Source organism: Streptomyces sp. NBC_01622 (assembly GCF_045209635.1).
Taxonomy (GTDB): domain Bacteria; phylum Actinomycetota; class Actinomycetes; order Streptomycetales; family Streptomycetaceae; genus Streptomyces.
This window is the reverse complement of record NZ_CP109293.1, coordinates 8,526,686-8,548,896: the sequence shown is the minus strand read 5'-3', so window position 1 is coordinate 8,548,896 and position 22,211 is coordinate 8,526,686. Positions and strand designations below refer to the sequence as shown.

At 69.6% G+C, this 22,211-nt stretch carries 26 protein-coding genes and 2 pseudogenes; 6 read left to right on the top strand and 22 right to left on the bottom strand.

Annotated elements, in window-relative coordinates; all coding sequences use genetic code 11:
• Positions 1-190 precede the first annotated feature (190 nt).
• Entirely contained in the window at positions 191-2,014 is a 1,824-nt protein-coding gene (locus OH768_RS39595; protein WP_406461085.1) for an endonuclease/exonuclease/phosphatase family protein, read from the top strand.
• Positions 2,015-2,078: 64 nt separating this feature from the next.
• On the opposite strand, the gene OH768_RS39590 is transcribed toward OH768_RS39595, so the two are convergent.
• Both OH768_RS39590 and OH768_RS39585 read right to left on the bottom strand, forming a co-directional pair.
• Positions 2,079-2,804: an SRPBCC domain-containing protein gene (locus tag OH768_RS39590; RefSeq protein WP_406461083.1), complete on the bottom strand. Its 726-nt coding sequence runs from the start codon at positions 2,802-2,804 to the stop codon at positions 2,079-2,081.
• Between the two features lie 34 nt (positions 2,805-2,838).
• Positions 2,839-3,447 (bottom strand): ArsR/SmtB family transcription factor, encoded by a 609-nt coding sequence (locus tag OH768_RS39585; protein ID WP_406461082.1) that lies wholly within the window; start codon positions 3,445-3,447, stop codon positions 2,839-2,841.
• A gap of 162 nt (positions 3,448-3,609) precedes the next feature.
• On the opposite strand from OH768_RS39585, the gene OH768_RS39580 reads away from it, so the two are divergent.
• Positions 3,610-3,858 (top strand): hypothetical protein, encoded by a 249-nt coding sequence (locus tag OH768_RS39580; protein WP_406461081.1) that lies wholly within the window; start codon positions 3,610-3,612, stop codon positions 3,856-3,858.
• Here OH768_RS39580 and OH768_RS39575 read toward each other — a convergent pair.
• The 4 genes and pseudogenes from OH768_RS39575 to lipB form a co-directional block, all read right to left on the bottom strand.
• Entirely contained in the window at positions 3,825-4,529 is a 705-nt protein-coding gene (locus OH768_RS39575; protein WP_406461079.1) for an antibiotic biosynthesis monooxygenase, read from the bottom strand. The genes OH768_RS39580 and OH768_RS39575 overlap by 34 nt on opposite strands.
• Positions 4,530-4,607: 78 nt before the next feature.
• Entirely contained in the window at positions 4,608-5,288 is a 681-nt protein-coding gene (locus OH768_RS39570; protein ID WP_406465640.1) for a hypothetical protein, read from the bottom strand.
• On the bottom strand, positions 5,285-5,422 hold the full coding sequence (locus OH768_RS39565; protein ID WP_406465639.1) for a hypothetical protein: 138 nt from the start codon (positions 5,420-5,422) through the stop codon (positions 5,285-5,287). The genes OH768_RS39570 and OH768_RS39565 overlap by 4 nt, the downstream gene beginning before the upstream one ends.
• A gap of 190 nt (positions 5,423-5,612) precedes the next feature.
• Positions 5,613-6,038 (bottom strand): annotated as a pseudogene (lipB, locus tag OH768_RS39560) (lipoyl(octanoyl) transferase LipB); the annotation flags it as partial.
• Positions 6,039-6,217: 179 nt separating this feature from the next.
• On the opposite strand from lipB, the gene dapA reads away from it, so the two are divergent.
• Positions 6,218-7,123, top strand: a complete 906-nt coding sequence (gene dapA, locus OH768_RS39555) for a 4-hydroxy-tetrahydrodipicolinate synthase (RefSeq protein WP_406461077.1) — start codon at positions 6,218-6,220, stop codon at positions 7,121-7,123.
• Positions 7,124-7,142: 19 nt separating this feature from the next.
• On the opposite strand, the gene OH768_RS39550 is transcribed toward dapA, so the two are convergent.
• Both OH768_RS39550 and OH768_RS39545 read right to left on the bottom strand, forming a co-directional pair.
• Positions 7,143-8,354: a WD40 repeat domain-containing protein gene (locus OH768_RS39550; protein ID WP_406461075.1), complete on the bottom strand. Its 1,212-nt coding sequence runs from the start codon at positions 8,352-8,354 to the stop codon at positions 7,143-7,145.
• Positions 8,351-8,908 (bottom strand): SigE family RNA polymerase sigma factor, encoded by a 558-nt coding sequence (locus OH768_RS39545; RefSeq protein ID WP_406461073.1) that lies wholly within the window; start codon positions 8,906-8,908, stop codon positions 8,351-8,353. Before OH768_RS39545 ends, OH768_RS39550 begins: the two co-directional genes overlap by 4 nt.
• A gap of 122 nt (positions 8,909-9,030) precedes the next feature.
• Here OH768_RS39545 and OH768_RS39540 point away from each other — a divergent pair.
• Positions 9,031-9,210: pseudogene (locus tag OH768_RS39540) on the top strand (hypothetical protein); the annotation flags it as partial.
• 119 nt (positions 9,211-9,329) lie between these two features.
• Here the strand turns inward: OH768_RS39540 and dapD are convergent.
• The 5 genes from dapD to OH768_RS39515 all read right to left on the bottom strand — a co-directional run bounded on the left by dapD (position 9,330) and on the right by OH768_RS39515 (position 13,005).
• The gene (gene dapD, locus OH768_RS39535; RefSeq protein WP_406461072.1) at positions 9,330-10,319 is read right to left on the bottom strand and encodes a 2,3,4,5-tetrahydropyridine-2,6-dicarboxylate N-succinyltransferase; all 990 of its coding nucleotides are present in this window, start codon (positions 10,317-10,319) and stop codon (positions 9,330-9,332) included.
• A gap of 150 nt (positions 10,320-10,469) precedes the next feature.
• On the bottom strand, positions 10,470-11,432 hold the full coding sequence (locus tag OH768_RS39530) for a CU044_5270 family protein (protein ID WP_406461070.1): 963 nt from the start codon (positions 11,430-11,432) through the stop codon (positions 10,470-10,472).
• 2 nt (positions 11,433-11,434) lie between these two features.
• Positions 11,435-12,040, bottom strand: a complete 606-nt coding sequence (locus OH768_RS39525) for an RNA polymerase sigma factor (RefSeq protein ID WP_406461068.1) — start codon at positions 12,038-12,040, stop codon at positions 11,435-11,437.
• Between the two features lie 93 nt (positions 12,041-12,133).
• Positions 12,134-12,685 carry a TetR/AcrR family transcriptional regulator gene (locus tag OH768_RS39520; RefSeq protein ID WP_406461066.1) on the bottom strand — a complete coding sequence of 184 codons (552 nt, stop codon included), beginning with the start codon at positions 12,683-12,685 and terminating at the stop codon, positions 12,134-12,136.
• On the bottom strand, positions 12,685-13,005 hold the full coding sequence (locus OH768_RS39515; protein WP_262062023.1) for a multidrug efflux SMR transporter: 321 nt from the start codon (positions 13,003-13,005) through the stop codon (positions 12,685-12,687). Before OH768_RS39515 ends, OH768_RS39520 begins: the two co-directional genes overlap by 1 nt.
• 290 nt (positions 13,006-13,295) lie before the next feature.
• Here OH768_RS39515 and OH768_RS39510 point away from each other — a divergent pair, with 290 nt between their 5' ends.
• Positions 13,296-14,165, top strand: a complete 870-nt coding sequence (locus OH768_RS39510) for an AbfB domain-containing protein (RefSeq protein WP_406461064.1) — start codon at positions 13,296-13,298, stop codon at positions 14,163-14,165.
• Here OH768_RS39510 and OH768_RS39505 read toward each other — a convergent pair.
• The 9 genes from OH768_RS39505 to OH768_RS39465 form a co-directional block, all read right to left on the bottom strand.
• On the bottom strand, positions 14,158-14,544 hold the full coding sequence (locus tag OH768_RS39505; protein WP_406461063.1) for a VOC family protein: 387 nt from the start codon (positions 14,542-14,544) through the stop codon (positions 14,158-14,160). The two genes, OH768_RS39510 and OH768_RS39505, sit on opposite strands and share 8 nt — an antisense overlap.
• 48 nt (positions 14,545-14,592) lie before the next feature.
• On the bottom strand, positions 14,593-14,931 hold the full coding sequence (locus tag OH768_RS39500; protein ID WP_280877144.1) for a metal-sulfur cluster assembly factor: 339 nt from the start codon (positions 14,929-14,931) through the stop codon (positions 14,593-14,595).
• Positions 14,928-15,401, bottom strand: coding sequence for a Fe-S cluster assembly sulfur transfer protein SufU (sufU, locus tag OH768_RS39495; RefSeq protein ID WP_406461061.1), 474 nt, complete (start codon positions 15,399-15,401; stop codon positions 14,928-14,930). The genes OH768_RS39500 and sufU overlap by 4 nt, the downstream gene beginning before the upstream one ends.
• Positions 15,402-15,419: 18 nt before the next feature.
• Entirely contained in the window at positions 15,420-16,694 is a 1,275-nt protein-coding gene (locus OH768_RS39490) for a cysteine desulfurase (RefSeq protein WP_406461059.1), read from the bottom strand.
• Positions 16,691-17,458, bottom strand: a complete 768-nt coding sequence (gene sufC / locus OH768_RS39485; RefSeq protein ID WP_019060532.1) for a Fe-S cluster assembly ATPase SufC — start codon at positions 17,456-17,458, stop codon at positions 16,691-16,693. Before sufC ends, OH768_RS39490 begins: the two co-directional genes overlap by 4 nt.
• Positions 17,459-17,465: 7 nt before the next feature.
• Positions 17,466-17,801 carry a non-heme iron oxygenase ferredoxin subunit gene (locus OH768_RS39480; protein ID WP_362978714.1) on the bottom strand — a complete coding sequence of 112 codons (336 nt, stop codon included), beginning with the start codon at positions 17,799-17,801 and terminating at the stop codon, positions 17,466-17,468.
• On the bottom strand, positions 17,801-18,982 hold the full coding sequence (gene sufD, locus OH768_RS39475; protein WP_406461057.1) for a Fe-S cluster assembly protein SufD: 1,182 nt from the start codon (positions 18,980-18,982) through the stop codon (positions 17,801-17,803). The genes OH768_RS39480 and sufD overlap by 1 nt, the downstream gene beginning before the upstream one ends.
• Before the next feature lie 62 nt (positions 18,983-19,044).
• Positions 19,045-20,469 (bottom strand): Fe-S cluster assembly protein SufB, encoded by a 1,425-nt coding sequence (sufB, locus tag OH768_RS39470; protein WP_200716327.1) that lies wholly within the window; start codon positions 20,467-20,469, stop codon positions 19,045-19,047.
• Entirely contained in the window at positions 20,466-21,179 is a 714-nt protein-coding gene (locus OH768_RS39465; RefSeq protein WP_406461055.1) for a helix-turn-helix transcriptional regulator, read from the bottom strand. Before OH768_RS39465 ends, sufB begins: the two co-directional genes overlap by 4 nt.
• Before the next feature lie 161 nt (positions 21,180-21,340).
• On the opposite strand from OH768_RS39465, the gene OH768_RS39460 reads away from it, so the two are divergent.
• Positions 21,341-22,189: an aminoglycoside N(3)-acetyltransferase gene (locus OH768_RS39460; protein WP_406461053.1), complete on the top strand. Its 849-nt coding sequence runs from the start codon at positions 21,341-21,343 to the stop codon at positions 22,187-22,189.
• Positions 22,190-22,211: the final 22 nt, after the last annotated feature.

Sequence of the window (22,211 nt, the reverse complement as noted above, 5' to 3'; positions counted from 1 at the left end):
TACCTGGCTGAAACCTTGACAACTGGGCGGCCCCGCAATGAGATTGACGCGCGTAGAAATGTCATGGACACCTGATCCCGGTATCTTCTACGCGCGTCGCTACCGCCCCACCGGTCGCGGCTCCCACCGCCGCTGCACAGCTCCGTCCACCCTCGTCCCGGCACTCATGCATGTCCCCGGAGGGATCCCGTTGCCGAGCAAGTCCTCCGCGCGTCTCGCCGCGCTCACCGTCGCCGCCGTCTGTTCCGTGGCGTCCACGATCGTTCTCACCTCGCCCGCGCACGCCGACGGCGTCCGCATCCACGACATCCAGGGCACGACCCGGGTGTCGCCGTACGCCGGCCAGAAGGTCGCGGACGTACCGGGCATCGTCACGGGCGTACGTACGTACGGCTCGTCCAAGGGTTTCTGGTTCCAGGACGCGACCCCGGACGACAACCCGGCCACCAGTGAGGGCGTGTTCGTCTTCACCAGCTCGGCCCCGAAGGTCGCGGTCGGCGACTCGGTCACCGTCTCCGGCACGGTCTCCGAGTACGTCCCGGGCGGCGCCGCCACGGGCAACCAGTCGCTGACGGAGATCACCAAGCCGACGGTCACCGTCGTCTCCAGCGGCAACGCCGTACCGGCCCCCGTGGTGATCAACTCCCGGTCCGTGCCGAGCGCTTACACGCCGGCCGGCGACAGCGCTGCGAGCGGTTCGATCAACGCGCTGACCCTGGAGCCCAAGAAGTACGCCCTGGACTACTACGAGTCCCTGGAGGGCATGAACGTCCAGGTCTCCGACGCGCGCGTGGTCACCGCGACCGACCCGTACGCGGAGCTGTGGGTCACGGTGAAGCCGCACGAGAACGCCACCCCGCGCGGTGGCACGGTCTACGGGTCCTACGACTCACAGAACGGCGGGCGCCTGCAGATCCAGTCCCTGGGCGCGACGGCGGACTTCCCGGTCGTCAACGTCGGCGACAAGCTGACGGGCACCACGGCAGGCCCCCTGGACTTCAACCAGTACGGCGGCTACACCCTCGTCGCGAACGAGATCGGCACCGTGAAGAGCGGCGGTCTGAAGCGCGAGACGACGGAGAAGCAGTCGCGGAACCAGCTGGCGGTCGCGACGTACAACGTCGAGAACCTCGACCCGTCGGACGGCACGTTCGCCGCGCACGCCGCCGCGATCGTGAACAACCTCCAGTCCCCCGACATCGTGTCCCTGGAGGAGATCCAGGACAACAACGGTGCGACGGACGACGGCACGGTCGACGCGAGCGTCACGGTCGACAAGCTGATCGACGCGATCGTCGCGGCGGGCGGCCCGAAGTACGACTGGCGCTCGATCAACCCGGTCAACGACAAGGACGGCGGCGAGCCCGGCGGCAACATCCGCCAGGTGTTCCTGTTCAACCCGCAGCGGGTCTCCTTCACCGACCGCGCGGGCGGCGACTCCACGACCGCCGTCGGCGTCACCAAGGTGCACGGCAAGGCCCAGCTGACCGTCTCCCCCGGCCGGATCGACCCGGCCAACGCGGCCTGGACCGCGAGCCGCAAGCCGCTCGCGGGCGAGTTCGTCTTCAAGGGCAGGACGGTCTTCGTGATCGCCAACCACCTGATCTCCAAGGGCGGCGACCAGCCCCTGACCGCGCAGTACCAGCCGGTCACCCGCAGCTCCGAGACCCAGCGTCACGCGCAGGCGACGGCGGTCAACGCCTTCGTCAACGAGATCCTGGCCGCGCAGAAGAACGCGGACGTGATCGCGCTCGGCGACATGAACGACTTCGAGTTCTCCGACACCGCGAAGATCCTCGAGGGCGACGGCGAGCTGTACTCGGCGATCAAGTCCCTGCCGAAGAACGAGCGTTACACGTACGACTACCAGGGCAACCAGCAAGTCCTGGACCAGATCCTGATCAGCCCGTCGATCCGCAAGGACTGCTTCGAGTACGACAGCGTCCACATCAACTCGGAGTTCAACGACCAGATCAGCGACCACGACCCGCAGGTGCTGCGCTTCCAGCCGTAGCACCTACGGGGAGCCACGGGGGCTCACGGGGGGGGTGGACGGGGTCTCGCCGACTTGCACCAGGTCAGGCGAAGGCCCCGTCCAGCCAGTTCTGCCAGGCGAGTTCGTTCGTCTTGGCGTCGGCGTCCGGGGCGAAGTCGTGGACGCTGATGCCGACCGGGGCGCCCCAGTGGTTGCGCCCGAAGAAGCGGATCAGCGCGCTGTCGGTGCGCAGTCCGATGAAGTACGGGTCGCGGAAGTCCAGTACGGCGTCCAGCAGTTGGCCCTCGGGCCCGCGGGCCTGGACCCGTGCCCCTTGCTCGATGTCGTCCGCGAGGCCGAGCGCCCGGCCGACAACTCCGAAGGCGTCGGCGGCGGTTGAGGCGTCGGGCCCGTTGAGCGTCGCGAACGCGACCGGCCGGCCCGCGAAATGAACGACGTACTCCCGCAGCGTGTGCAGGTAGAAGGCGTTGTGCTTGCGCGCGCCGTCGTACTGGTTGTCCCAGTCGTCGGTGAAGATCCCGCTGTGCACGTACCGCACCCAGGCCCGCCGGCCACCGTCGCGGGGTTCGACGGTCTCGTCGATCTGGTTGAGGCTCTGGATCGGGAAACCGACGTCCTCGGTGCGGGCGGTGAGCCGGTGCGGCGGGTCGAAGTTCGTGAGGGTCGACCCGAAGGGCCCGACGCGCTTCTCGCCGTCGAACTCCATCGGCCACAGCCAGCCGCCGGTGCCGGAGGTGATGGCGTCCCACACCTGCTCCGGAGTGGCGTCGACCTCAAACTCGTAGACGATCTCGAATTCCTTGGACATGGCTGACTCCTGAGTACTACTGGTTCTACTGGCTCTATTGGTCCAGTTCTGGGGTGGATGGCTTCTTGACCGTGGGGTGGACGGCGACCACGATCCGGTGGTCGCGGCCCTCCTCCGCCTCACCCGCCTCGTACTTGCGGATGAGAGCGCCCACCCCGGCGGTCAGTTCCTGGATGAACGCGGCCCGGTCGGCGGCGGACGCGAAGCGCACCTCGCCGTCCAGCGCGTAGGTCGCGAGCCGCTGGTGGGCCTTGGCCGCGCCGGTGATCAGCGAACCGACGTCCCGCACCAGCCGGGCGCCGAGCGCCAGCAGCCAGCGCGCGGAGAGCTGGTCGCGGAAGCGGTCCGGGTCCGGCTGCACGGCGGCGAGCGCGAGCGGCGAGATGACGTACGACGCGGCGGTCGCCCGCATCAGCCGCTCGGTGACATTACCCTTGCGCCGCTCCCCCGCCAGCTCGACCAGGCCGTGCCGCTCCAGCGCCTTGAGGTGGTAGTTCACCTTCTGCCGGGGCAGTCCGACCTTGCCGGCCAGCATGGCGGCGGACGCGGGTCCCGCCCCCAGCTCGGCGAGCAGCCGGGCCCTTATGGGGTCCAGCGAGACGGCTGCGGCCTCGGGGTCCTCGATCACGGTGACGTCCAGCATGCGTCCACCGTCTCACCGAAAACTTTTTTTGTCCAGGGGAATGCGATTGTCGGTAGAAGCCGTCAGCGGTCATCGAGGCGCAGATCCGCGGCCCGAGCGCACGCTCCCGCCCCGGCGCCGACCGCGAGCGAGCGGATCGCGGGGGAGAAGCAGCGGCTCACCATGATCAGGGAGTACTGGAACCAGCTCTGCGGCATCGTTCGCGTCTGGCACGAGAGCGAGGGCTACGACCCGGTCCGGTGGCGGCAGGCGGGCTTCCTGGACCCGGCCGCCGAGGCCGAGTACCAGCGGTACGTGGCCGAAGCCGGCCTCCGTGAGGCCGAAGGCCGAATAGCCGCGGCGACGCCCCTCATGGGACCACGGCCGGAGTACCGCGGTCAGTCGGCGACGAGACCGAGCGCGTGGTCGTAGCGGCTGACCGTGCTGCTCTTCAGGCCGGGCCAGGTCTGGACGCGTTCCCAGAGGGCGGTGGCGGAGCCGATGCCGTCGCCGGGGGCCGTGAGGGCTTCCAGGTGGGCCTGGGCGCTCTCCCATTCGGCGTAGTTGAGGACGCGGGTGCCGTCGGTGGAGAGGTGGAATTGGGCGGCGATACCGCCGGGGTGCGGCGCGGGCTCGTTCTCCATCGCCTCGAACACCGCGTCCACCCAGGCCCGTTGGCGGTCGGGGTCGGGTCCCTCGAACTCGACGTCGACGATCACGACGCACCCGGGGACACGCCCGCCCCGGTCCGCCGGGCCGCCGCTGCGGTAGTGCCGGTAGCGGCCGAGGCCAAGCCGCTCGATGCCCGGCACGGCGGTGTCGATCTCGTCGACGCGCTCCTGGCGGCGGGTCCTGACGAAGGCCTCGTAGGCCTGCTCGCTCGCCCACTGCGAGTAGTGCAGCAGGGTGGCGGTGTCGTGCCCGGTGTAGAGGTGATAGCCGAGGAGGTCGTCGGCGGGCCACGGCCGGCGTTCCCAGGCGACGGCGACCGCCTCGACGGTCTGCCGCTGGCGCAGCGGTGTGCCGACGCGCCAGGTGCTGAAGAAGGGGGCGCCGACGCGGGGGTCGGCGAGGTCGGGGTGCGAGTCGGTACGACGGGTCATGCGGGCCTCCGCTGATCGGTACGGGTGGGTACGCCGACCAGCCTTCAACCTCGACCGATGTTGAGGTCAAGGCCCGGGCTACTGCTGTGCCGTGCCCCCTTCCAGCCGCGCCAGCCGGCTCTGGAACCAGTCGAGCCGGGCCTGCAACAGGGCTGCCTCCGCGACGAGTTCGGGCACGCCGAGTCCCTCGGGAAGTCCGGGGTCGGCGGTCGGCGCCGCTCCGCCGCTCGCCGCCACCACCCGCAGTCCGTCCCCGGCCAGCCGCGCGAACGCCGCGAGCAAGACGGACGTACGACCACGCACGCACCCCGCGCACGCGGCGGCGAGGGCGTGCCAACCCGGCCTGCCCCAGCCCGCGTCGGCGAGTGCGGCGGCTCGGGCGCCGCAGGCGCAAGGGCCGACGGTGGCGGTGCGGACGCGCTGGCGGGCGTAGCGGAAGCCGCGTTCGAAGCGGATGTAGGGGCCGAGGACGGTGATGTCGAGGAGGACCGCCTCGCGGTGCTCGGCGGTGCACAACAGGGCTTCCGCCGCCGTCCGTTCGTGCACACAGTGGAAGCCGCAGTCGCAGCGGCGCGCGGGTGCCCGGTGCCGCCGGCCGTAGACGCAGGACGCGTCGGCCACGACTCCGTACGGCAGCGCGCCGCCCAGCGACACACCGGTGAACCCGGCCCGGGTGCCGTCCTGGGACAGCATCGGGTGGGCGATCTTGAATCCGGTCGGCGGCTCCGTCGGGCGTTCCTCGGGGAGCCGCAGTCTCATCGGGCGGCCGGAACCTCTTCGGGCGCCTTCTCCTCCGTGAACTCCGCGATGTCCTCGGGGAGTTCGACTTCCTCGTGGCGGATCTGCGGCCGCTCCTCGGCGACTCCGGTGGCCAGTGCCTTGCCGAGCTTCATGACGCCTCCCGTGACCAGGGGGTGGATGAACGTCCCACGCCGGTGACCTTCCTGGCCATGGTGACCCATGAAGGGGCCAATTGGACATAGGGCCTTGGTCCGAGGGACGCGACGCGACCGGGGGTCTCCCTGAGGTCATCGGTACGCCGGGCAGGCCGCAGGCCGTGAAGCGGGTGAACTCGGTGAGGTCTGGGGCGATGTTGAGGGCGAAGCCGTGGCTGGTGACGCCGCCTCTGCTGCGCATGCCGATCGAGGCGAGTTTGCCGCCGTCCGGTGTCCACCCGCCGACCAGGGACTGGGCGCCGGGCGGGGTATCCCGTCGTAGCGTCTCGAAACCGAGGGTGGCACAGGCGTCGATCAGGGCGTGCTCGACCTGGCGCACGATGTCGGCGGGGCCGCGCTCGCGCAGGTTCAGGACCAGGTAGCCGATCAGCTGGCCGGGGCCGTGGTAGGTGGCCTGGCCGCCGCGGTCGACCGGGACCAGGGGGATCGGTGAGTCGGCGGGGAGTTCGGTGGGCGGGGTGCGGGAGCCGTAGGTGATGACGGGCGGGTGGCTGAGCAGGGCGAGCCGGTCGGGGATCTCGCCGGCGCGGCGCTGCCCGACCCAGCCGGTCATCCGCTCGACGGCCTCCTCGTACGGCACTTCGCCGAGGTCGAGCCGCTCGATGCCTCCCCCGCCCTCGTCGCTCGTGCTTCGTCGGGCCTGCCCTCTTCACCCATTCCGCAGCATCTCTTATCAATACCCTGTAGGAAATTTAAGTGGAGCTTCACTGTTGCTCTGCCGAGACTACTCCCATGACGAACGCCGCCACCGCCTCCACGTCCCCTTTCGGCCGCGCCCTGTGCGCGATGATCACCCCCTTCACCGAGTCGGGGGCGCTCGACCTCGACGGGGCCCAACTCCTCGCCGTACGGCTGGTGTCGGAGGGGTGCGACGGGCTCGTACTGTCCGGGACGACCGGTGAGTCGCCGACCACGACGGACGCGGAGAAGGCGGCGCTCGTCATGGCCGTCCGCGAGGCCGTCGGCGACCGCGTCCCGCTCGTCTCGGGTGTGGGCACCTTCGACACCCGGCACACCGTGGAACTCGCCCTGCAGGCCGAAAAGGCGGGCGCCGACGGGGTGTTGGTGGTCTCGCCGTACTACAGCAGGCCCCCGCAGGACGCCCTGGAGGCCCACTTCCGCGAGGTCGCCGACTCCTCCGGACTGCCTCTCGTGCTCTACGACATCCCGGGCCGCACCGGCACCCGTATCGAACCGGAGACCATGATCCGGCTCGCCGAACACCCCCGGATCGTGGCGGTCAAGGACTGCTCCTACGACTTCCTCGGCACCCAAAAGGTGCTGGCCCGCACCGACTTGGCGTACTACGCGGGCTGCGACGAACACATTCTGGCGCTGTACGCGGTGGGGGCCACGGGATATGTGAGCACCGTCGCCAACGTCGTACCGGCCCAACTGCGCGCGATCCTCGACGCGTTCGAGGCGGGCGACACCCCCGTGTCCGCCCGCCTCCAGCAACGCGCCACGCCCCTCATCGAGTTGATGATGTCGGCGGGACTGCCCGGCACCGTGACGGCCAAGGCGCTCCTCAACTCCCTCGGCCTGCCCGGTGGTTCGGTCCGGGCGCCGCTGCGGGCCGCCGGCCGCGAGGCGGTCCGTGAACTGCTGGCGGCGTACGAGGAGTTCGTGGCCGCCTGACCGTGCTCGTGCGCGGTCGTCACCGCTCGGCGAAGACGGGTTCCCAGACGACCTTCCCGATGTTCTTGTACGTGCCGCTGAGGGGTACGACCTTGTCGCTGCCGATCGTGACCATCACGAGCCGGGGCAGGTACGGCGCCTCCAGGCTCGTGGTCCGCTCCCAGGCGATGAGGTGCCTGTCGTCGGCCCAGGCGAGCAGCTGGGCGCCGCGGACCTTGGTGATCTCCTTGCCCGTGAGCGGATCACGGATCGAGGAGTACGACTTTCCGGGGGATCCGCCCACCTCCTTCGTCAGGCCGAGGGCGGCGAGCCTGCCGTTCGGGGACAGCCGCGCGCCGACGTCCGACCGCAGGTACTTCTCGTTCGCGGGCGCGGCGATCTTGTTGCCGTCGAGGTCGTAGAACTGCTGGAGACCGTCCCGGCTCCCGATGATCCGCGAGTACACCTGCTCGCCGGTCCGGCTGAAGGCGAAGTCCTGACGGCCGTTGATCTCGCGGCCCGCCGAGACGGCGCTCCACCGGCCGGCCCCGGAGACGGCGTCGAGGACGTAGAAACCATCGCGGGGCGAACCCAACGGCCCCTGCCAGGCCCACTCCCCGGTCTCCTCGTTGACCGCCGAGGGCGCGCGCACATCGGGGTTCTCGATGTACGTCGTCGCGAGGAGCTTGCTGCCGCCGCGCGAGAACTCGACGCCGCCGACCCCGTGCTCGACCGGGATCCACCGCTCGATCTTCATCGTCGTGAGGTTGAGGATCCCGATCCGGTGGGCGGGCAGGCTCTGCTCCAGCACTGCGGCGGTGCGCATTCCGGGCGCGACGGCGACGTCGGAGAACGCGGGGGTCATCCAGTACTTCTCAGTCCGCGGGTTGAGCAGCCAGTAGGTGCGGGTGGCGACTCCCCGACTGGGTGTCGTCGGCACGGTCTGCTCCGTGTAGTACGCGGCGAGCGTCGTCCGGCCGGCCGCGATCATGTCGCGCGGAAGCCACTGGTCGGGGTGCGCCACGGTCCCGTCGATCACCTCGGCGGGACGTACGTCGGTCCGGCCCGAGTCCAGCAGCGGCACGGTCACCGCGACCGCGACCACGGCGGCCGCGGCGGCGGCAACGGACGCGAGCCGGCGGATACGGCGACGGCGGACGGCCAGCACCCGGTCGGCGAACCCCGTTGCCGGCGACGGCTGTCCGGAGGCCTGCTCGCGCAGGGAGTCACGCACCAGTTCCTCGATGCTCATGGACGCACCTCCGCGGGCGAGAAGTCACGGGACGGCAGTTCCTCGGCGCCGGCCCGGCCGACGGCGGCCAACTCCGGTGCGAGCACGCGCAGTCGGGCCAGGGAACGGTGGGTGGTGGAGCGTACGGTGCCGACGGAGCAGCCGAGGAGGCGGGCCACGTCGGCCTCGGGCAGGTCCTCGAAGTAGCGCAGCACGAGCACGGTGCGCTGGCGGGCGGTGAGCCTCGACAACGCCTCGCGCATCACCAGGCGCAGTTCGGCCGCCGACGCGGCGTCGGCCGCCGCGCCGACCTCGGGCGGTTCGGCGACGCTGACCTCGCGTCTGCGCCACTTCAGCCGCCAGCGGCTGACCTGCTGGCGGTAGAGGATCCGCCGTACGTAGGCCTCGGGTTCGTCGATCCGCTGCCACCGTCCAGCGACCTTGACCAAAGCGTTCTGGAGCAGGTCCTCACCCGCGTGCCGGTCTCCCCCGCTGAGCAGCACGGCGGTCCTCAGCAGCGCCGACGACCTGTTGTCCACGAAGTCCCGGAAACCTTCCAGCTCTTCGGCATCCATCGTCACCTTCACTCACTTCCCCGACGGCACCCGATGCTCCGCCCTGTGATCCTTGGGACGCGTACGGACAGCGCCCGCTATGCCTGCCGCCCCGGGAAAATTCCGCCCGCCCAACCACCGGGCTGAACCCCGCGCACGGACCGGCACTTCTCGGTCTCGGCTACGACCTGTGCTGGGCGACCACGTGGATGGCCGCCGCGAACCGCTGGATCGCCCCGGCCGTCGGCCTGCCCGAATTGCCCTACGTCGACTTCGGCGACGCGCTGTTCGCCGAGCGGCCCGACGGGGTCCACTGGAAGACCGCCCGCCATCCCGGCCCGGCGCTGGCGGGGTTCGCGGCGGCCGTGCAGGCGTGAGTCCTGATACGAGTCGAGCGCCCTCCCGGTGGACGGAAGGGCGCTCGACTCGCGTCACCGTACTGCTAGTTGTGGCTGTGCAGGATTTCGTTCAGGCCGCCCCAGACCGCGTTGTTCGGGCGGGCCTCGACCGTGCCGGTGACCGAGTTGCGGCGGAAGAGGATGTTGGAGGCGCCGGAGAGTTCGCGGGCCTTGACGATCTGGCCGTCGGGCATCGTGACGCGGGTGCCGGCGGTGACGTAGAGGCCGGCCTCCACGACGCATTCGTCGCCGAGCGCGATGCCGACGCCGGCCTCGGCGCCGACGAGGCAGCGCTCGCCGATGGTGATGCGGACGTTGCCGCCGCCGGACAGCGTGCCCATCGTGGACGCGCCGCCGCCGATGTCCGAGCCGTCGCCGACCACGACACCGGCGGAGATCCGGCCCTCGACCATCGACGTGCCGAGCGTGCCGGCGTTGAAGTTGACGAAGCCCTCGTGCATGACCGTCGTGCCCTCGGCGAGGTGCGCGCCCAGGCGGACCCGGTCGGCGTCGGCGATCCGGACGCCCTTCGGGGCCACGTAGTCCGTCATGCGCGGGAACTTGTCGATCGACGTCACCTGGAGGTGCAGGCCCTCGGCGCGGGCGTTCAACCGCACCTTCTCCACCTCGTCGACCGCGACCGGGCCGAGCGAGGTCCAGGCGACGTTGGCGAGGAAGCCGAACATGCCGTCCAGGCTCTGGCCGTGCGGCTTGACCAGGCGGTGCGAGAGGAGGTGCAGGCGCAGGTAGACGTCGTGCGCGTCGAGCGGCTTGTCGTCGAGGGAGGCGATGACCGTGCGGACCGCGATCACTTCGACGCCGCGACGGGCGTCGGGACCGATCGCCTTCGCCGCACCCTCGCCGAGCAGTTCCACGGCGCGCTCGGCGGACAGCCGCTCGGTACCGGCGGGGCCGGGTTCGGCGGACAGTCCGGGCGCGGGGAACCAGGTGTCGAGGACGGTTCCGTCGGCGGTGACGGTGGCGAGGCCGGCGGCAACGGCGCCGGTGGTGCGAGGTGCGGTCGTGTCGGTCATGAGGGAAACCTAACCTGGAGGGGGCGGCGGGGACCAACTCGTCCACGGGGCGTCTCAGGGAACGACACGCACGGGCCCGGTCTCCGGCTGCACGGGCGCCCCGCACCCCCCTCGTCGTGCGGGGCGCCCGTGGTCGCAGGGGCGGCCGGGTCAGCCGCGTTCGCCGGCCTTGTCCACCACGGCCCACGCCGCCGTCGAGCTGCCGCCGACGACCTTGCCGTCCAGCAGCATCCGCGTCCCGGTGATCCGGTACGTCTGCGGGTCGAAGAGCCACTGGTCCGCTTCCCCGGAGTCGAGGGTGCCCCTTCTGACATAGGTCAGGACGATCACCCGGCGTCCCATGACGTCCTTCACCAGGTGGTCGGTGACCTTGCCGCCGGGCAGGGTCGCGAGGGCGCGGTAGAGCGAGGCCAGCCCCTTGGACGTCGTCACATGGGCGCCCAGGAGGACGCTGATCTCGGTGTAGTCCGACTCGGCCCGGGTCTGCCCGGCCCTGTCGGCGACGGCGTTCTTGTGGCGCAGGAACTTCAGGGTCTGTTCACCGCCGGCCGGAAGCGATGTCAGGACCTGGTACATCTCGCGCGGCGAACGGTCGTGACCCTCCCCGCCGTTCTCCAAGTGCAGCGGTGTGACGATGAGTTGGGGGCGCTGCCCCTTGCGGGCGAGCTCCTCGGACGCGGACGCGCTGCCGTCGTACCGGATCCAGCTCGGCATCTCGACCACCGCCGCCGCGGGCGCCTCGGACATCTGCAGGGTGTAGATCCACTGATCGGCCCGCGGCACTGCGGAGTCCGGCTCCGTCTCGACCAAATCGGCGGCCTGCTTGAGGAGTTGGGCCGCGCTGAGCCCCTTGAGGCTCGCGTTCGGCGTGCCTGCGGGCTCCACCTTGCGCCCGGGGGAGGTCCCGCCCAGCAGCACGGTGACGGTGACGGCCACGGCGGTGACCGCCGCCACGACCGCGAGGATCACCAACTCCCGCCGCCGCCACAGCCCTTGGTGCCGCTCTCCGGCCCGTGCAGCCTCGGTCAGCCGGGTACGTCCCGACGCGAGCCCTGCCCGGTCGGGCGCCGGTGCTTCGGCGCGCAGTGCGCGCACCTGTGTCATCTCGTCCATCGCTATGCCACCTCCGCCGCGTCGTGCACGAACGCGGGATCGGCGCCCAGTGCGGTACGTACCTTGCGCCGCGCCCGGTTGAGCCGGGAGCGGACGGTGCCGACCGGGATGTCCAGCGCCTCGGCGACCTCCTGGTAGGTGAGGTCGGCCCAGGCGACGAGCAGGAGCACGTTCCGGTCGCCCGCCGACAACGCGGCGAGGGCTCCGGCCAGCGGGCCCCGCGCGGCGATCCGGCTGTCGGGGTCCTCGACCCAGGAGTCGCTCCAGGACGCGGCGACGGGGTCGCGCCCGGTGCGGGCCAGCGCCTTGAGCGCCCGCACCTCGGTACGGCGCTGCTTGCCGATGAGGTTGCCCGCGATGCCGTAGAGCCAGGGGCGCGCGTTGGGGCGCGAGCGGTCGTAGCGCGAGCGGATGCGGAACGCGGCGAGGAAGGTGTCGGCGGTGATGTCGTCGGCCGCTCCGTCGCCCAGACGCCGGGCCGCGTAGCGGTGGATGTCCGACGCGTACCGGTCGTAGAGCAGGGCGAACAACTCCGGTCGCTCGAGCGACTGGACGACGATCTCCGCGTCGTCCCCGGTCCGCTCCGCCGTCGGCGGTGGTCCACTCACCAGGCTGCCCCCCGATTCCTCAGTGCCGATTGCCGTCGTGTCGCCCGCTGTTACCCGGTGGGGGCCGGAGAGTTCACGGGGTGGGCAGGCACTTCACTTCTCGGCGGACCGCGGGATCACCCGCCCCAACACCTCCCGCGCGTACCCCTCGTCGTACGCCGCGTCCGTCAGCAGCACCTGCAGGCAGATCCCGTCCATCAGCGCGACCAGGGCCCGCGCGGTCACCGGGTCCGTCCGGCGGGACAGGCGCTCGGCGAGGTCGCGGGCCCACTCGTCGGCGACGGGGCGCAGGGCGGGGCGGCGCAGGGCGGCCAAGTACAGCTCGTACTCGAGCTCGACGCCCGTGCGGTCGCCCGCGAGCCATTCGCCCATCCAGCCGGCCAGCTCCCCGGCCAGGTCGGTGCGCGGGTCCTCCAGGCCGCCGCGCGCGGCGATCACCTTGGCGAAGCCCTCGTTGGCCTGGCGCAGCGCCGCGACCATCAGTTCGTCGAGGGTCGTGAAGTGGTACGTCGTCGAGCCGAGCGGCACATCGGCCTCGGCGGCGACGGAGCGGTGGCTGAGTCCCGCGAGGCCCTTCTGTCCTACGACCCGGATCGCCGCGTCGATGATCCGCTGACGCCGCTCGGGGTCGTGGCGCCGGGCCATCAGTGCGCGCCGCCCAGGTTGAGGACGACCACCCCGATGATGATCAGCGCGATACCGGCGGCCTTCGCGAAGGTCATCCCCTCGCCCAGGAACACCGTCCCGATGCCCACGATGGCGGCCGTGCCGAGGCCGGCCCAGATCGCGTAGGCCGTACCGACCGACATGGACTTCAGGGTCTGCGCGAGCAGGGCGAAGGAGAGCACGTATCCGACGACCGTGAGGACCGACGGCCACAGCCGGCTGAAGCCGTGGCTGAACTTCATGGCGGTGGTGCCGCCCACCTCCGCGGCGATCGCCGTGAGGAGCATCAGGAATCCCATGTGTACGAGTGTACATAACGGCGGACGGAGCGGTCGGTCCGCGGCGGCGGCGCCCGGTCGGCCGGGGCGCATCCGCCACCCAAGTAGCCGTGTTCTGAGCGGAGTTGATAAAAGTGCCCGAGGAATGAGAGGTGACGTCCCATTACGTCGCACGCCGACCTCGGAACTCGTAGAAACCGCTCACTGAAACGGCTGCTCACAGGCCTCTCGCTCCACTACTGTTTCACCGTTCACTCACCTGGATTTCACGGCCACGGCCGTCGCCATGGGCGCCGCTGGAGGAACAGCGCATGCCAGACAACACATCCCAGCACCCTCCCCCGCACCACACCCCTTGGGAGAACGGCTGGACCCCCGACAGTTCCCGGGCCCCTGGAACCCGCCGGCTCTGGCTGGCCGGGGCGCTCGCCCTCACCACGATCGCCGTGTGCGCCACGGCGATCGTCATCACGGACAAGCAACCTGACGACACTTCACGTACCAAGAAGGCGACGGACCCGTCGTCGGTCGGAACGGACGGTCCCGGGCTGCTCTCGTTCGCCTCGCCGTCGAAGAAGGACACGCCCACGCCCGACGCGCACACAACGGCCGCCACGAAGTCACCTTCCGCGTCGGCCACCGCAGCGGAGCACAGCTCCACGCCCTCCGCGAAGGCGCCCGCACCGTCCAAGTCGGCCTCGTCCAACGGCGGTTCGGGCTCGGCGGGATCGTCCGGGTCGGGCGGCTCGTCGAGTTCCTCGTCCGCCTGGAAGTCGGTCCGCTCGGTCAACTACCCGGACCGGTACTGGCAGGTGAGCGGCGACTACGTGAAGCTCAACCCGGCCGGTTCCGCCGCGGCCCGCCGCGCGTCGACCTTCAAAGTGGTCAAGGGCCTTGCCAAGAGCTCCTGTTACTCGTTCACGACGGCCGACGGCAGCTATCTCCGCCACCGCAACTTCATCCTCCGCGCGCAACGCAACGACGGCTCGTCCCTCTTCAAGCAGGACGCCACCTTCTGCCCCCGCACCTCGTCCTACTCGGGCGCGGTGATGCTGGAGTCGGTCAACTACCCGGGCCGCTATCTGCGTCACCAGAACTTCCAGCTCAAGCTGGACCAGTACCAGAACAGCAGCCTGTACCGGGCGGACTCGGCATTCCGACTGGTGACCGGGCTCAACTGACAGCCGCGTCCCGAAAGGCGATCAGCGAGGCCTTGGGCCGCAGTACGCAGAACTCGTTGCCCTCCGGGTCGGCGAGGACCACCCAGCCCACGGTCTCGCTCTGTCCGATGTCGACCCGCCGCGCACCCAGCGCGAGGATCCTCTCCACCTCGACGTCCTGGTCGTCGGGGGCAAGGTCGAAGTGCAGTCGGTTCTTGGCGGCCTTCGGCTCGCTCACCGGCATGAAGCAGATGCCGGTCTCCGCGAACTCCCCCGGCCCGATGACGACTTCGCGTTCCTTCTCGGACAGGATCCGCCAGTCGAGCACCTGGCACCAGAAGCGGGCGAGCCCCGGGAGATCGTGTGTGTCGATGACTACGTGATGCAGCGAAACGGCCATACCCGAAAGGTATGGCCGTTTCCGGTGAACCCAAAAGAACCAGAGGGCTCAGACGTTGAAGCCCAGCGCCCGAAGCTGCTCGCGCCCGTCGTCCGTGATCTTGTCCGGGCCCCACGGCGGCATCCAGACCCAGTTGATACGGAGTTCGTTGACGAGGCCGTCCGTGGCGGACTTGGCCTGGTCCTCGATGACGTCCGTCAGCGGGCAGGCCGCCGAGGTCAGCGTCATGTCGATGGTCGCGATGTTCGCGTCGTCGATGTGCACGCCGTAGATGAGGCCGAGGTTGACGACGTCGATGCCCAGTTCGGGGTCGACGACATCGAGCAGGGCCTCGCGGACCTCCTCCTCGGAGGCGGGCTTGATCTCCATGGTCTCGGTGTCGCTCATGCCGTCTTCCTTTCCGCGTCGGCGTCGGCTCCGCCCAGGGCCTGGGCCGTCGCGTCCTTCCACGCCATCCAGCTGAGGAGGGCGCACTTCACCCGTGCCGGGTACTTGGAGACACCGGCGAACGCGACCGCGTCCTCCAGCACCTCCTCCATGTCGTCGTCGGGCTCGGTCCGGCCCTTGGACTGCATCAGCTCCAGGAAGGTCTCCTGGATCTTCCGCGCCTCGGACAGCTCCTTGCCGACGAGGAGGTCGTTCAGTACGGAGGCCGAGGCCTGGCTGATGGAGCAGCCCTGACCCTCGTAGGAGATGTCGGTGATCTGCTCGCCGTCGTACTTCACGCGCAGCGTGATCTCGTCGCCGCACGTCGGGTTGACGTGGTGCACCTCGGCGTCGCCATCCCGCAAGCCCCGCCCGTGCGGGTGCTTGTAGTGGTCCAGGATGACTTCCTGGTACATCGAATCCAGCTTCACGGTCTCAGCTCACGTCCCTTAACCGAAGAAGTTCCGTACGTGCTCCAGGCCGTCGACCAGTGCGTCGATCTCGGTCGGCGTGGAGTACAGATAGAACGACGCTCGCGTGGTCGCAGGAATTCCGTAGCGCAGGCAGACGGGCCGTGCGCAGTGGTGTCCGACCCGGACCGCGATGCCCTCCTCGTCGAGGACCTGGCCCACGTCGTGCGGGTGGATGTCGCCCAGCGTGAAGGAGATCGCCGCGCCCCGGTCCTCGGCCGTGGTGGGGCCGATGATCTTCAGGTCGGGGACGTCCAGCAGGCGCTTCACCGCGTACTCGGTCAGCGCGTGCTCATGGGCGAGGATCTTGTCCATGCCGATCGCCGACAGGTAGTCGATCGCCGCGCCGAGACCGACCGCCTGGGCGATCGGCGGGGTGCCCGCCTCGAACTTGTGCGGGGCGGGGGCGTACGTCGACGAGTGCATCGACACGGTCTCGATCATCTCGCCGCCGCCGAGGAACGGAGGCAGGTCCTCAAGGAGCTCCTGGCGGCCCCAGAGGACGCCGATGCCGGTCGGGCCGCACATCTTGTGGCCGGTGAAGGCCACGAAGTCGGCCTGGAGGGCCTGGACGTCCAGCGGCATGTGCGGAGCGGCCTGCGAGGCGTCGATCAGGACCAGGGCCCCGACCTCCTGCGCGCGGCGCACGATCTTCTCGACCGGGTTGACCGTGCCGAGGATGTTGGAGACCAGCACGAAGGAGACGATCTTCGTCTTCTCCGTGATGACCTCGTCTATGTTCGACAGGTCCAGGCGGCCGTCGTCCGTGAGGCCGAACCACTTCAGCTTCGCGCCCGTGCGCTGCGAGAGCAGCTGCCACGGCACGATGTTGGAGTGGTGCTCCATCTCCGTGATGACGATCTCGGTCTCGTGGTCCACGCGGTAGGGCTCGTCGGCCCAGCCCAGCATGTTCGCGACGAGGTTGAGCGACTCGGAGGCGTTCTTGGTGAAGATCACCTCGTCGCGGCTGGGCGCGTTGATGAACGTCGCGACCTTGTCGCGCGCGCCCTCGTACAGCGCCGTGGCCTCCTCGGCGAGCACATGCACACCGCGGTGGACGTTGGCGTTGTAGCGCTCGTAGTACTCGTTCAGGGCGTCGAGCACCTGGCGCGGCTTCTGCGAGGTCGCCGCGTTGTCCAGGTACACGAGCTTCTTACCGTCGTGGACCGTGCGGTCCAGGATGGGGAAGTCCTTGCGGATCGCCTCGTCGAGCAGCTGAGAAGAACTCGTGAGGAGGCCCGGCGTCTGCGTCACGCTGATACGCCACCCTTCGTGGTGTAAGCCTCGTAGCCCTCGTTCTCCAGCTTGTCGGCGAGCTCTGCGCCGCCGGACTCGACGATCCGGCCGCCGGAGAAGACGTGCACGAAGTCGGGCTTGATGTAGCGCAGGATGCGCGTGTAGTGCGTGATCAGCAGGGTGCCGACCTCGCCGGTCTCGCGGACGCGGTTGACGCCCTCGGAGACGACGCGCAGGGCGTCGACGTCCAGGCCGGAGTCGGTCTCGTCGAGGATCGCGATCTTCGGCTTGAGCAGCTCCAGCTGAAGGATCTCGTGGCGCTTCTTCTCACCGCCGGAGAAGCCCTCGTTGACGTTGCGCTCGGCGAAGGCCGGGTCCATGGAGAGGCGCTCCATGGTCTCCTTGACCTCCTTCACCCAGGTGCGCAGCTTCGGCGCCTCACCGCGGATGGCGGTGGCTGACGTACGAAGGAAGTTGGAGACGGAGACACCGGGGACCTCGACCGGATACTGCATCGCGAGGAACAGGCCGGCGCGGGCGCGCTCGTCGACGGACATCTCCAGGACGTCCTCGCCGTCGAGGGTGACGGTGCCGCCGGTGATCGTGTACTTCGGGTGGCCCGCGAGCGAGTAGGCGAGGGTCGACTTGCCGGAGCCGTTCGGGCCCATGATGGCGTGGGTCTCGCCCTGCTTCACGGTGAGGTCGACGCCCTTGAGGATCTCCTTCGTGGCGTTGTCGGCCTCGACGGTGACGTGCAGGTCGTGGATTTCAAGCGTTGCCATGGGTTCCTCAGGACTCCTGGGTGAGGGAGACGAGCACGTCGTCCCCTTCGATCTTTACGGGGTATACGGGTACGGGGCGGGTGGCGGGGAGGCCGGACGGCTTGCCGGTGCGCAGGTCGAACGCGGAGCCGTGCAGCCAGCACTCGATCTGGCAGTCCTCCACCTCGCCCTCGGAGAGCGAGACGTTCGCGTGCGAGCAGATGTCGTTGATCGCGAACACCTCCCCCTCGGTCTTCACGACCGAGACCGGCGTGCCGTCGAGTTCCACCCGCTTCGGGGTGTCCTCCTCCAGCTCGCTCAGCCCGCAGGCCCGAAGAAATTGAGCAGCGTGGAAGGCAGACATCAGACCGACGCCTCCAGCTCCGCGTCGATCTTCTCCAGCAGCCGCTCCTGGATGTCGGCGACACCGATCTGCTGGACCAGTTCGGCGAAGAAGCCGCGGACGACGAGACGACGGGCCTCGTCGGCCGGGATGCCGCGGGCCATCAGGTAGAAGAGCTGCTCGTCGTCGAAGCGGCCGGTGGCACTCGCGTGGCCGGCGCCGACGATCTCGCCGGTCTCGATCTCCAGGTTCGGCACGGAGTCGACCCGGGCGCCGTCGGTCAGCACGAGGTTGCGGTTCATCTCGTACGTGTCGGTGCCCTCGGCCTTGGCCTCGATGAGCACGTCGCCGATCCACACCGCGTGGGCGCCCTCGCCCTGCAGCGCGCCCTTGTAGGCGACGTTGGACTTGCAGTGCGGGGTGTTGTGGTCGACCAGGAGACGGTGCTCCTGGTGCTGGCCGGCGTCCGTGAAGTACAGGCCGAACAGCTCGGCCTCGCCGCCGGGTCCGGCGTAGGCCACGCGCGGGTGCAGTCGTACGAGATCGCCGCCGAAGGTGACGACGAACGACTTGAACGTGGCGTCCCGGCCGATCAGGGCGTTGTGCTGGCCGACGTGCACGGCCTTGTCGTCCCAGTCCTGGACGGAGACGACGGTCAGCTTGGCGCCGTCGCCGAGGATGTAGTCGACGTTGGCGGCGAGGACCGCGTCACCGGTGTGGTCGATGACGACGACGGCCTCGGCAAAGGCTCCCAGCTCGACGACCTGGTGGCCGTAGGCGACCCCGCCCTCGCCGTGCACGACGATGCGGATCGGCTCGGTGAGGACCGTGTCCTTGGGGACGGTGACGACCGAGGCCTTCTCGAAGGACGAGTAGGCCTGCGCGGCCACGCGGTCCACCGGGGTGCCGGCCTTGCCGAGCCGCGCGTCGTCACGGCCGACGGTCTCCACGGTGACCCCGTCGGGGGTGCCGATGGCGACCTTCACGCCGTCGCCGTCGGCGACCGCGGTGCCGTCGTGCAGCCCGCGCAGGCGCTCCAGCGGGGTGAACCGCCACTCCTCCTCGCGGCCGTGGGGGACCGGGAAGTCCGCCACGTCGAAGGAAGGGGGCGCGCTCATGCGCGTGGCGACGGTCGACTCGGCGGCCACCGCGATCTGGCCGGCGGTCGTGCTGCCCACCGGGATGTTCTGAGCCTCAGCCATGGCTGTCGGTCTGCTCTCTTTCCTGCGTCAGGTTTCGCTTGCTGCTTTTAAGAAGACCGGTGTTAACCGACCGCGCCTTCCATCTGCAGCTCGATCAGCCGGTTGAGCTCAAGGGCGTACTCCATCGGCAGCTCCTTGGCGATCGGCTCGACGAAGCCGCGCACGATCATCGCCATCGCCTCGAACTCGGTCAGACCGCGGCTCATCAGGTAGAAGAGCTGGTCCTCGGAGACCTTGGAGACGGTCGCCTCGTGGCCCATGGACACGTCGTCCTCGCGGACGTCCACGTACGGGTACGTGTCCGAGCGGGAGATCGTGTCGACGAGCAGCGCGTCACAGAGCACGTTCGACTTGGAGCCGTGGGCGCCCTCGCCGATCTCGACGAGACCGCGGTAGGACGTACGGCCACCGCCGCGCGCCACCGACTTGGAGACGATGTTCGACGACGTGTTCGGCGCCATGTGGACCATCTTGGAGCCGGCGTCCTGGTGCTGGCCCTCGCCCGCGAAGGCGATGGAGAGGGTCTCTCCCTTGGCGTGCTCGCCCATCAGGTAGACGGCCGGGTACTTCATCGTCACCTTGGAGCCGATGTTGCCGTCGATCCACTCCATGGTCGCGCCCTCGTAGGCGACGGCGCGCTTGGTGACCAGGTTGTAGACGTTGTTCGACCAGTTCTGGATGGTCGTGTAGCGGCAGCGGGCGTTCTTCTTGACGATGATCTCGACGACCGCGGAGTGCAGCGAGTCCGACTTGTAGATCGGCGCCGTACAACCCTCGACGTAGTGCACGTAGGCACCCTCGTCGACGATGATCAGGGTCCGCTCGAACTGGCCCATGTTCTCCGTGTTGATCCGGAAGTACGCCTGCAGGGGGATCTCGACCTGCACGCCCTTCGGCACGTAGATGAAGGAACCGCCGGACCAGACCGCGCTGTTCAGCGACGCGAACTTGTTGTCGCCGACCGGGATGACGGTGCCGAAGTACTCCTTGAAGAGCTCCGGGTGCTCCTTCAGCGCGGTGTCGGTGTCGAGGAAGATGACGCCCTGCTCCTCCAGGTCCTCACGGATCTGGTGGTAGACGACCTCGGACTCGTACTGGGCCGCGACACCGGCGACGAGGCGCTGCTTCTCCGCCTCGGGGATGCCGAGCTTGTCGTACGTGTTCTTGATGTCCTCGGGCAGGTCCTCCCAGGACTCCGCCTGCTTCTCCGTGGAGCGCACGAAGTACTTGATGTTGTCGAAGTCGATGCCGGAGAGGTCGGAGCCCCAGTTCGGCATGGGCTTCTTCTCGAACAGGCGCAGGCCCTTGAGGCGGAGCTTGGTCATCCACTCCGGCTCGCTCTTCTTGCCGGAGATGTCCCGGACGACGTCCTCGTTGATGCCGCGCTTGGCGGAGGCACCGGCCACGTCGGAGTCGGCCCAGCCGTATTCGTACGTACCCAGACCCTCGAGCTCGGGGTGGGCAGTCTCCTCGATGGGGAGCGTCATGCGGGGTTCCTCCCGGCGGTACTTGCAGATGCGTTATGTGTGGTCTTAGGGATGAACGTGGTGCACACACCGTCGCCGTGGGCGATGGTCGCCAGTCGCTGGACATGGGTGCCGAGCAGCTGGGAGAAGAGCTCTGTCTCCGCCTCGCACAGTTGCGGGAACTGCTCGGCGACATGGGCGACCGGGCAGTGGTGCTGGCAGAGCTGCTCACCGACCGGTGCGCTACGCGCCGTAGCAGCGTACCCGTCCGCGCTCAGGGCCTTGGCCAGCGCTTCCGCGCGGTTCTCGGGGGCGGCGGCCTCGACGACCTTGCGGTAGGCGATGGCCTGGGCGGCCATGCGATCACGGGCGAAGGCGACGACGGCCTCGTCCCCGCCGCTGTGCGCGGCGATCCAGCGCAGCGCGTCCGCGGCGAGCTTGTCGTAGGACTGGTCGAAGGCGTCCCGGCCGCAGTCGGTCAGGGCGAACACCTTGGCGGGCCGGCCGCGCGTGCGCGCTCCGTAGACCCGCTGCTCACGTGCTTCCACGACGTCGTCGGCGACGAGCGCGTCGAGATGACGGCGTACGGCGGCCTGGGTCAGCCCCAGCCGGCCGGCGAGGTCGGCCACGGTCGACGGGCCGTGGTCCAGGATGGAGCGCGCGACACGGTTGCGGGTGGACCGCTCACCGGTCGCGAGTTCCTCCTGCGGAGCCTCGCCAACGTTTTTCACAACGCCATTGTTGCGTAATTCCTCAGAGGCAGGCAACCCGCGCCCCGGCCACCCGGCGGTGCACTGCGTCACTTAGGTATACCTAATCCGACCTGCGGAAACGATCTTTGATCGATCAATCGGGTGGCGCCGCCGACCCCCTTCCGGGAGACTCCACGACCATGCCCACACCCTCTCCCACCGGCCCACTTGTCACCCGGGACAGCCTCACCGCAGACCTGCGCGAGGCGGGCGTCCGCCCCGGCGAGACCCTCCTCGCGCACACCTCTCTGAGCTCCCTCGGATGGGTCTGCGGAGGCGCCGTGGCGGTGGTCCTGGGAATCCTCGACGCACTCGGCCCGGACGGCACCCTGGTGGTCCCCACCCAGACCGGAGACGTCTCGGACCCGGCCCACTGGGGAAACCCGCCGGTCCCCCGCGAATGGTGGGACACCATCCGCACCTCCATGCCGTCCTACGACCCCCTCGTCACGCCCTCGCGCGGCGTGGGCGTCGTCCCGGAGACCGTCCGCACCTGGCCCGGCGCCCGGCGCTCCGCGCACCCGCAGACCTCCTTCGCGGCGATCGGCCCGCACGCCGCCGAGATCCTCGACGGCCACGCCCTCGACTGCCGGCTCGGCGAGCGCAGCCCGCTGGCCCGCATGGAGGGCCTCCACGCGCGCGTGCTGCTGCTCGGCGCGGGCTACGACACCTGCACGAGCTTCCATCTCGCCGAGTACCGCGTCCCGTCCCCGCTGGTCGAACTCGGCCGCCCCGGCCCGGACGGCTGGGAGACGGTGACCGAGGTGTCGATCTCCTCGGACCGCTTCGACGAACTGGGCCACGACTTCGAACGGGACCGTCCCGTCGTACGCGGAAAGGCAGGCGCGGCCGATGTACGGCTGTTTCCGGTGGGCGACGCCGTGGCCTACGCCGAGCGGTGGCTGCCCCTGCACCGCCCCCGTGAGGAGGAGATCCTGCACCCTCCCCCACTCTCAACTCCGTTCGAGCGGGGGGACCCCCACTCCTGAGCCGCAGATCGCGTACCTAGAC

Excerpts from the sequence above, each read along its gene's own strand:
- dapD (WP_406461072.1), bottom strand. The coding sequence starts at position 10,319 with ATGACCGACACGACCGCACCTCGCACCACCGGCGCCGTTGCCGCCGGC.
- OH768_RS39510 (WP_406461064.1), top strand. The coding sequence starts at position 13,296 with ATGCCAGACAACACATCCCAGCACCCTCCCCCGCACCACACCCCTTGG.
- dapA (WP_406461077.1), top strand. The coding sequence starts at position 6,218 with ATGACGAACGCCGCCACCGCCTCCACGTCCCCTTTCGGCCGCGCCCTG.
- OH768_RS39505 (WP_406461063.1), bottom strand. The coding sequence starts at position 14,544 with ATGGCCGTTTCGCTGCATCACGTAGTCATCGACACACACGATCTCCCG.
- OH768_RS39580 (WP_406461081.1), top strand. The coding sequence starts at position 3,610 with ATGATCAGGGAGTACTGGAACCAGCTCTGCGGCATCGTTCGCGTCTGG.
- OH768_RS39570 (WP_406465640.1), bottom strand. The coding sequence starts at position 5,288 with ATGAGACTGCGGCTCCCCGAGGAACGCCCGACGGAGCCGCCGACCGGA.
- OH768_RS39550 (WP_406461075.1), bottom strand. The coding sequence starts at position 8,354 with ATGAGCATCGAGGAACTGGTGCGTGACTCCCTGCGCGAGCAGGCCTCC.
- OH768_RS39565 (WP_406465639.1), bottom strand. The coding sequence starts at position 5,422 with ATGAAGCTCGGCAAGGCACTGGCCACCGGAGTCGCCGAGGAGCGGCCG.
- OH768_RS39520 (WP_406461066.1), bottom strand. The coding sequence starts at position 12,685 with ATGGCCCGGCGCCACGACCCCGAGCGGCGTCAGCGGATCATCGACGCG.
- OH768_RS39545 (WP_406461073.1), bottom strand. The coding sequence starts at position 8,908 with ATGGATGCCGAAGAGCTGGAAGGTTTCCGGGACTTCGTGGACAACAGG.
- OH768_RS39585 (WP_406461082.1), bottom strand. The coding sequence starts at position 3,447 with ATGCTGGACGTCACCGTGATCGAGGACCCCGAGGCCGCAGCCGTCTCG.
- OH768_RS39530 (WP_406461070.1), bottom strand. The coding sequence starts at position 11,432 with ATGGACGAGATGACACAGGTGCGCGCACTGCGCGCCGAAGCACCGGCG.
- OH768_RS39590 (WP_406461083.1), bottom strand. The coding sequence starts at position 2,804 with ATGTCCAAGGAATTCGAGATCGTCTACGAGTTTGAGGTCGACGCCACT.
- OH768_RS39500 (WP_280877144.1), bottom strand. The coding sequence starts at position 14,931 with ATGAGCGACACCGAGACCATGGAGATCAAGCCCGCCTCCGAGGAGGAG.
- OH768_RS39515 (WP_262062023.1), bottom strand. The coding sequence starts at position 13,005 with ATGGGATTCCTGATGCTCCTCACGGCGATCGCCGCGGAGGTGGGCGGC.
- OH768_RS39575 (WP_406461079.1), bottom strand. The coding sequence starts at position 4,529 with ATGACCCGTCGTACCGACTCGCACCCCGACCTCGCCGACCCCCGCGTC.
- sufC (WP_019060532.1), bottom strand. The coding sequence starts at position 17,458 with ATGGCAACGCTTGAAATCCACGACCTGCACGTCACCGTCGAGGCCGAC.
- sufD (WP_406461057.1), bottom strand. The coding sequence starts at position 18,982 with ATGGCTGAGGCTCAGAACATCCCGGTGGGCAGCACGACCGCCGGCCAG.
- sufB (WP_200716327.1), bottom strand. The coding sequence starts at position 20,469 with ATGACGCTCCCCATCGAGGAGACTGCCCACCCCGAGCTCGAGGGTCTG.
- OH768_RS39480 (WP_362978714.1), bottom strand. The coding sequence starts at position 17,801 with ATGTCTGCCTTCCACGCTGCTCAATTTCTTCGGGCCTGCGGGCTGAGC.
- OH768_RS39460 (WP_406461053.1), top strand. The coding sequence starts at position 21,341 with ATGCCCACACCCTCTCCCACCGGCCCACTTGTCACCCGGGACAGCCTC.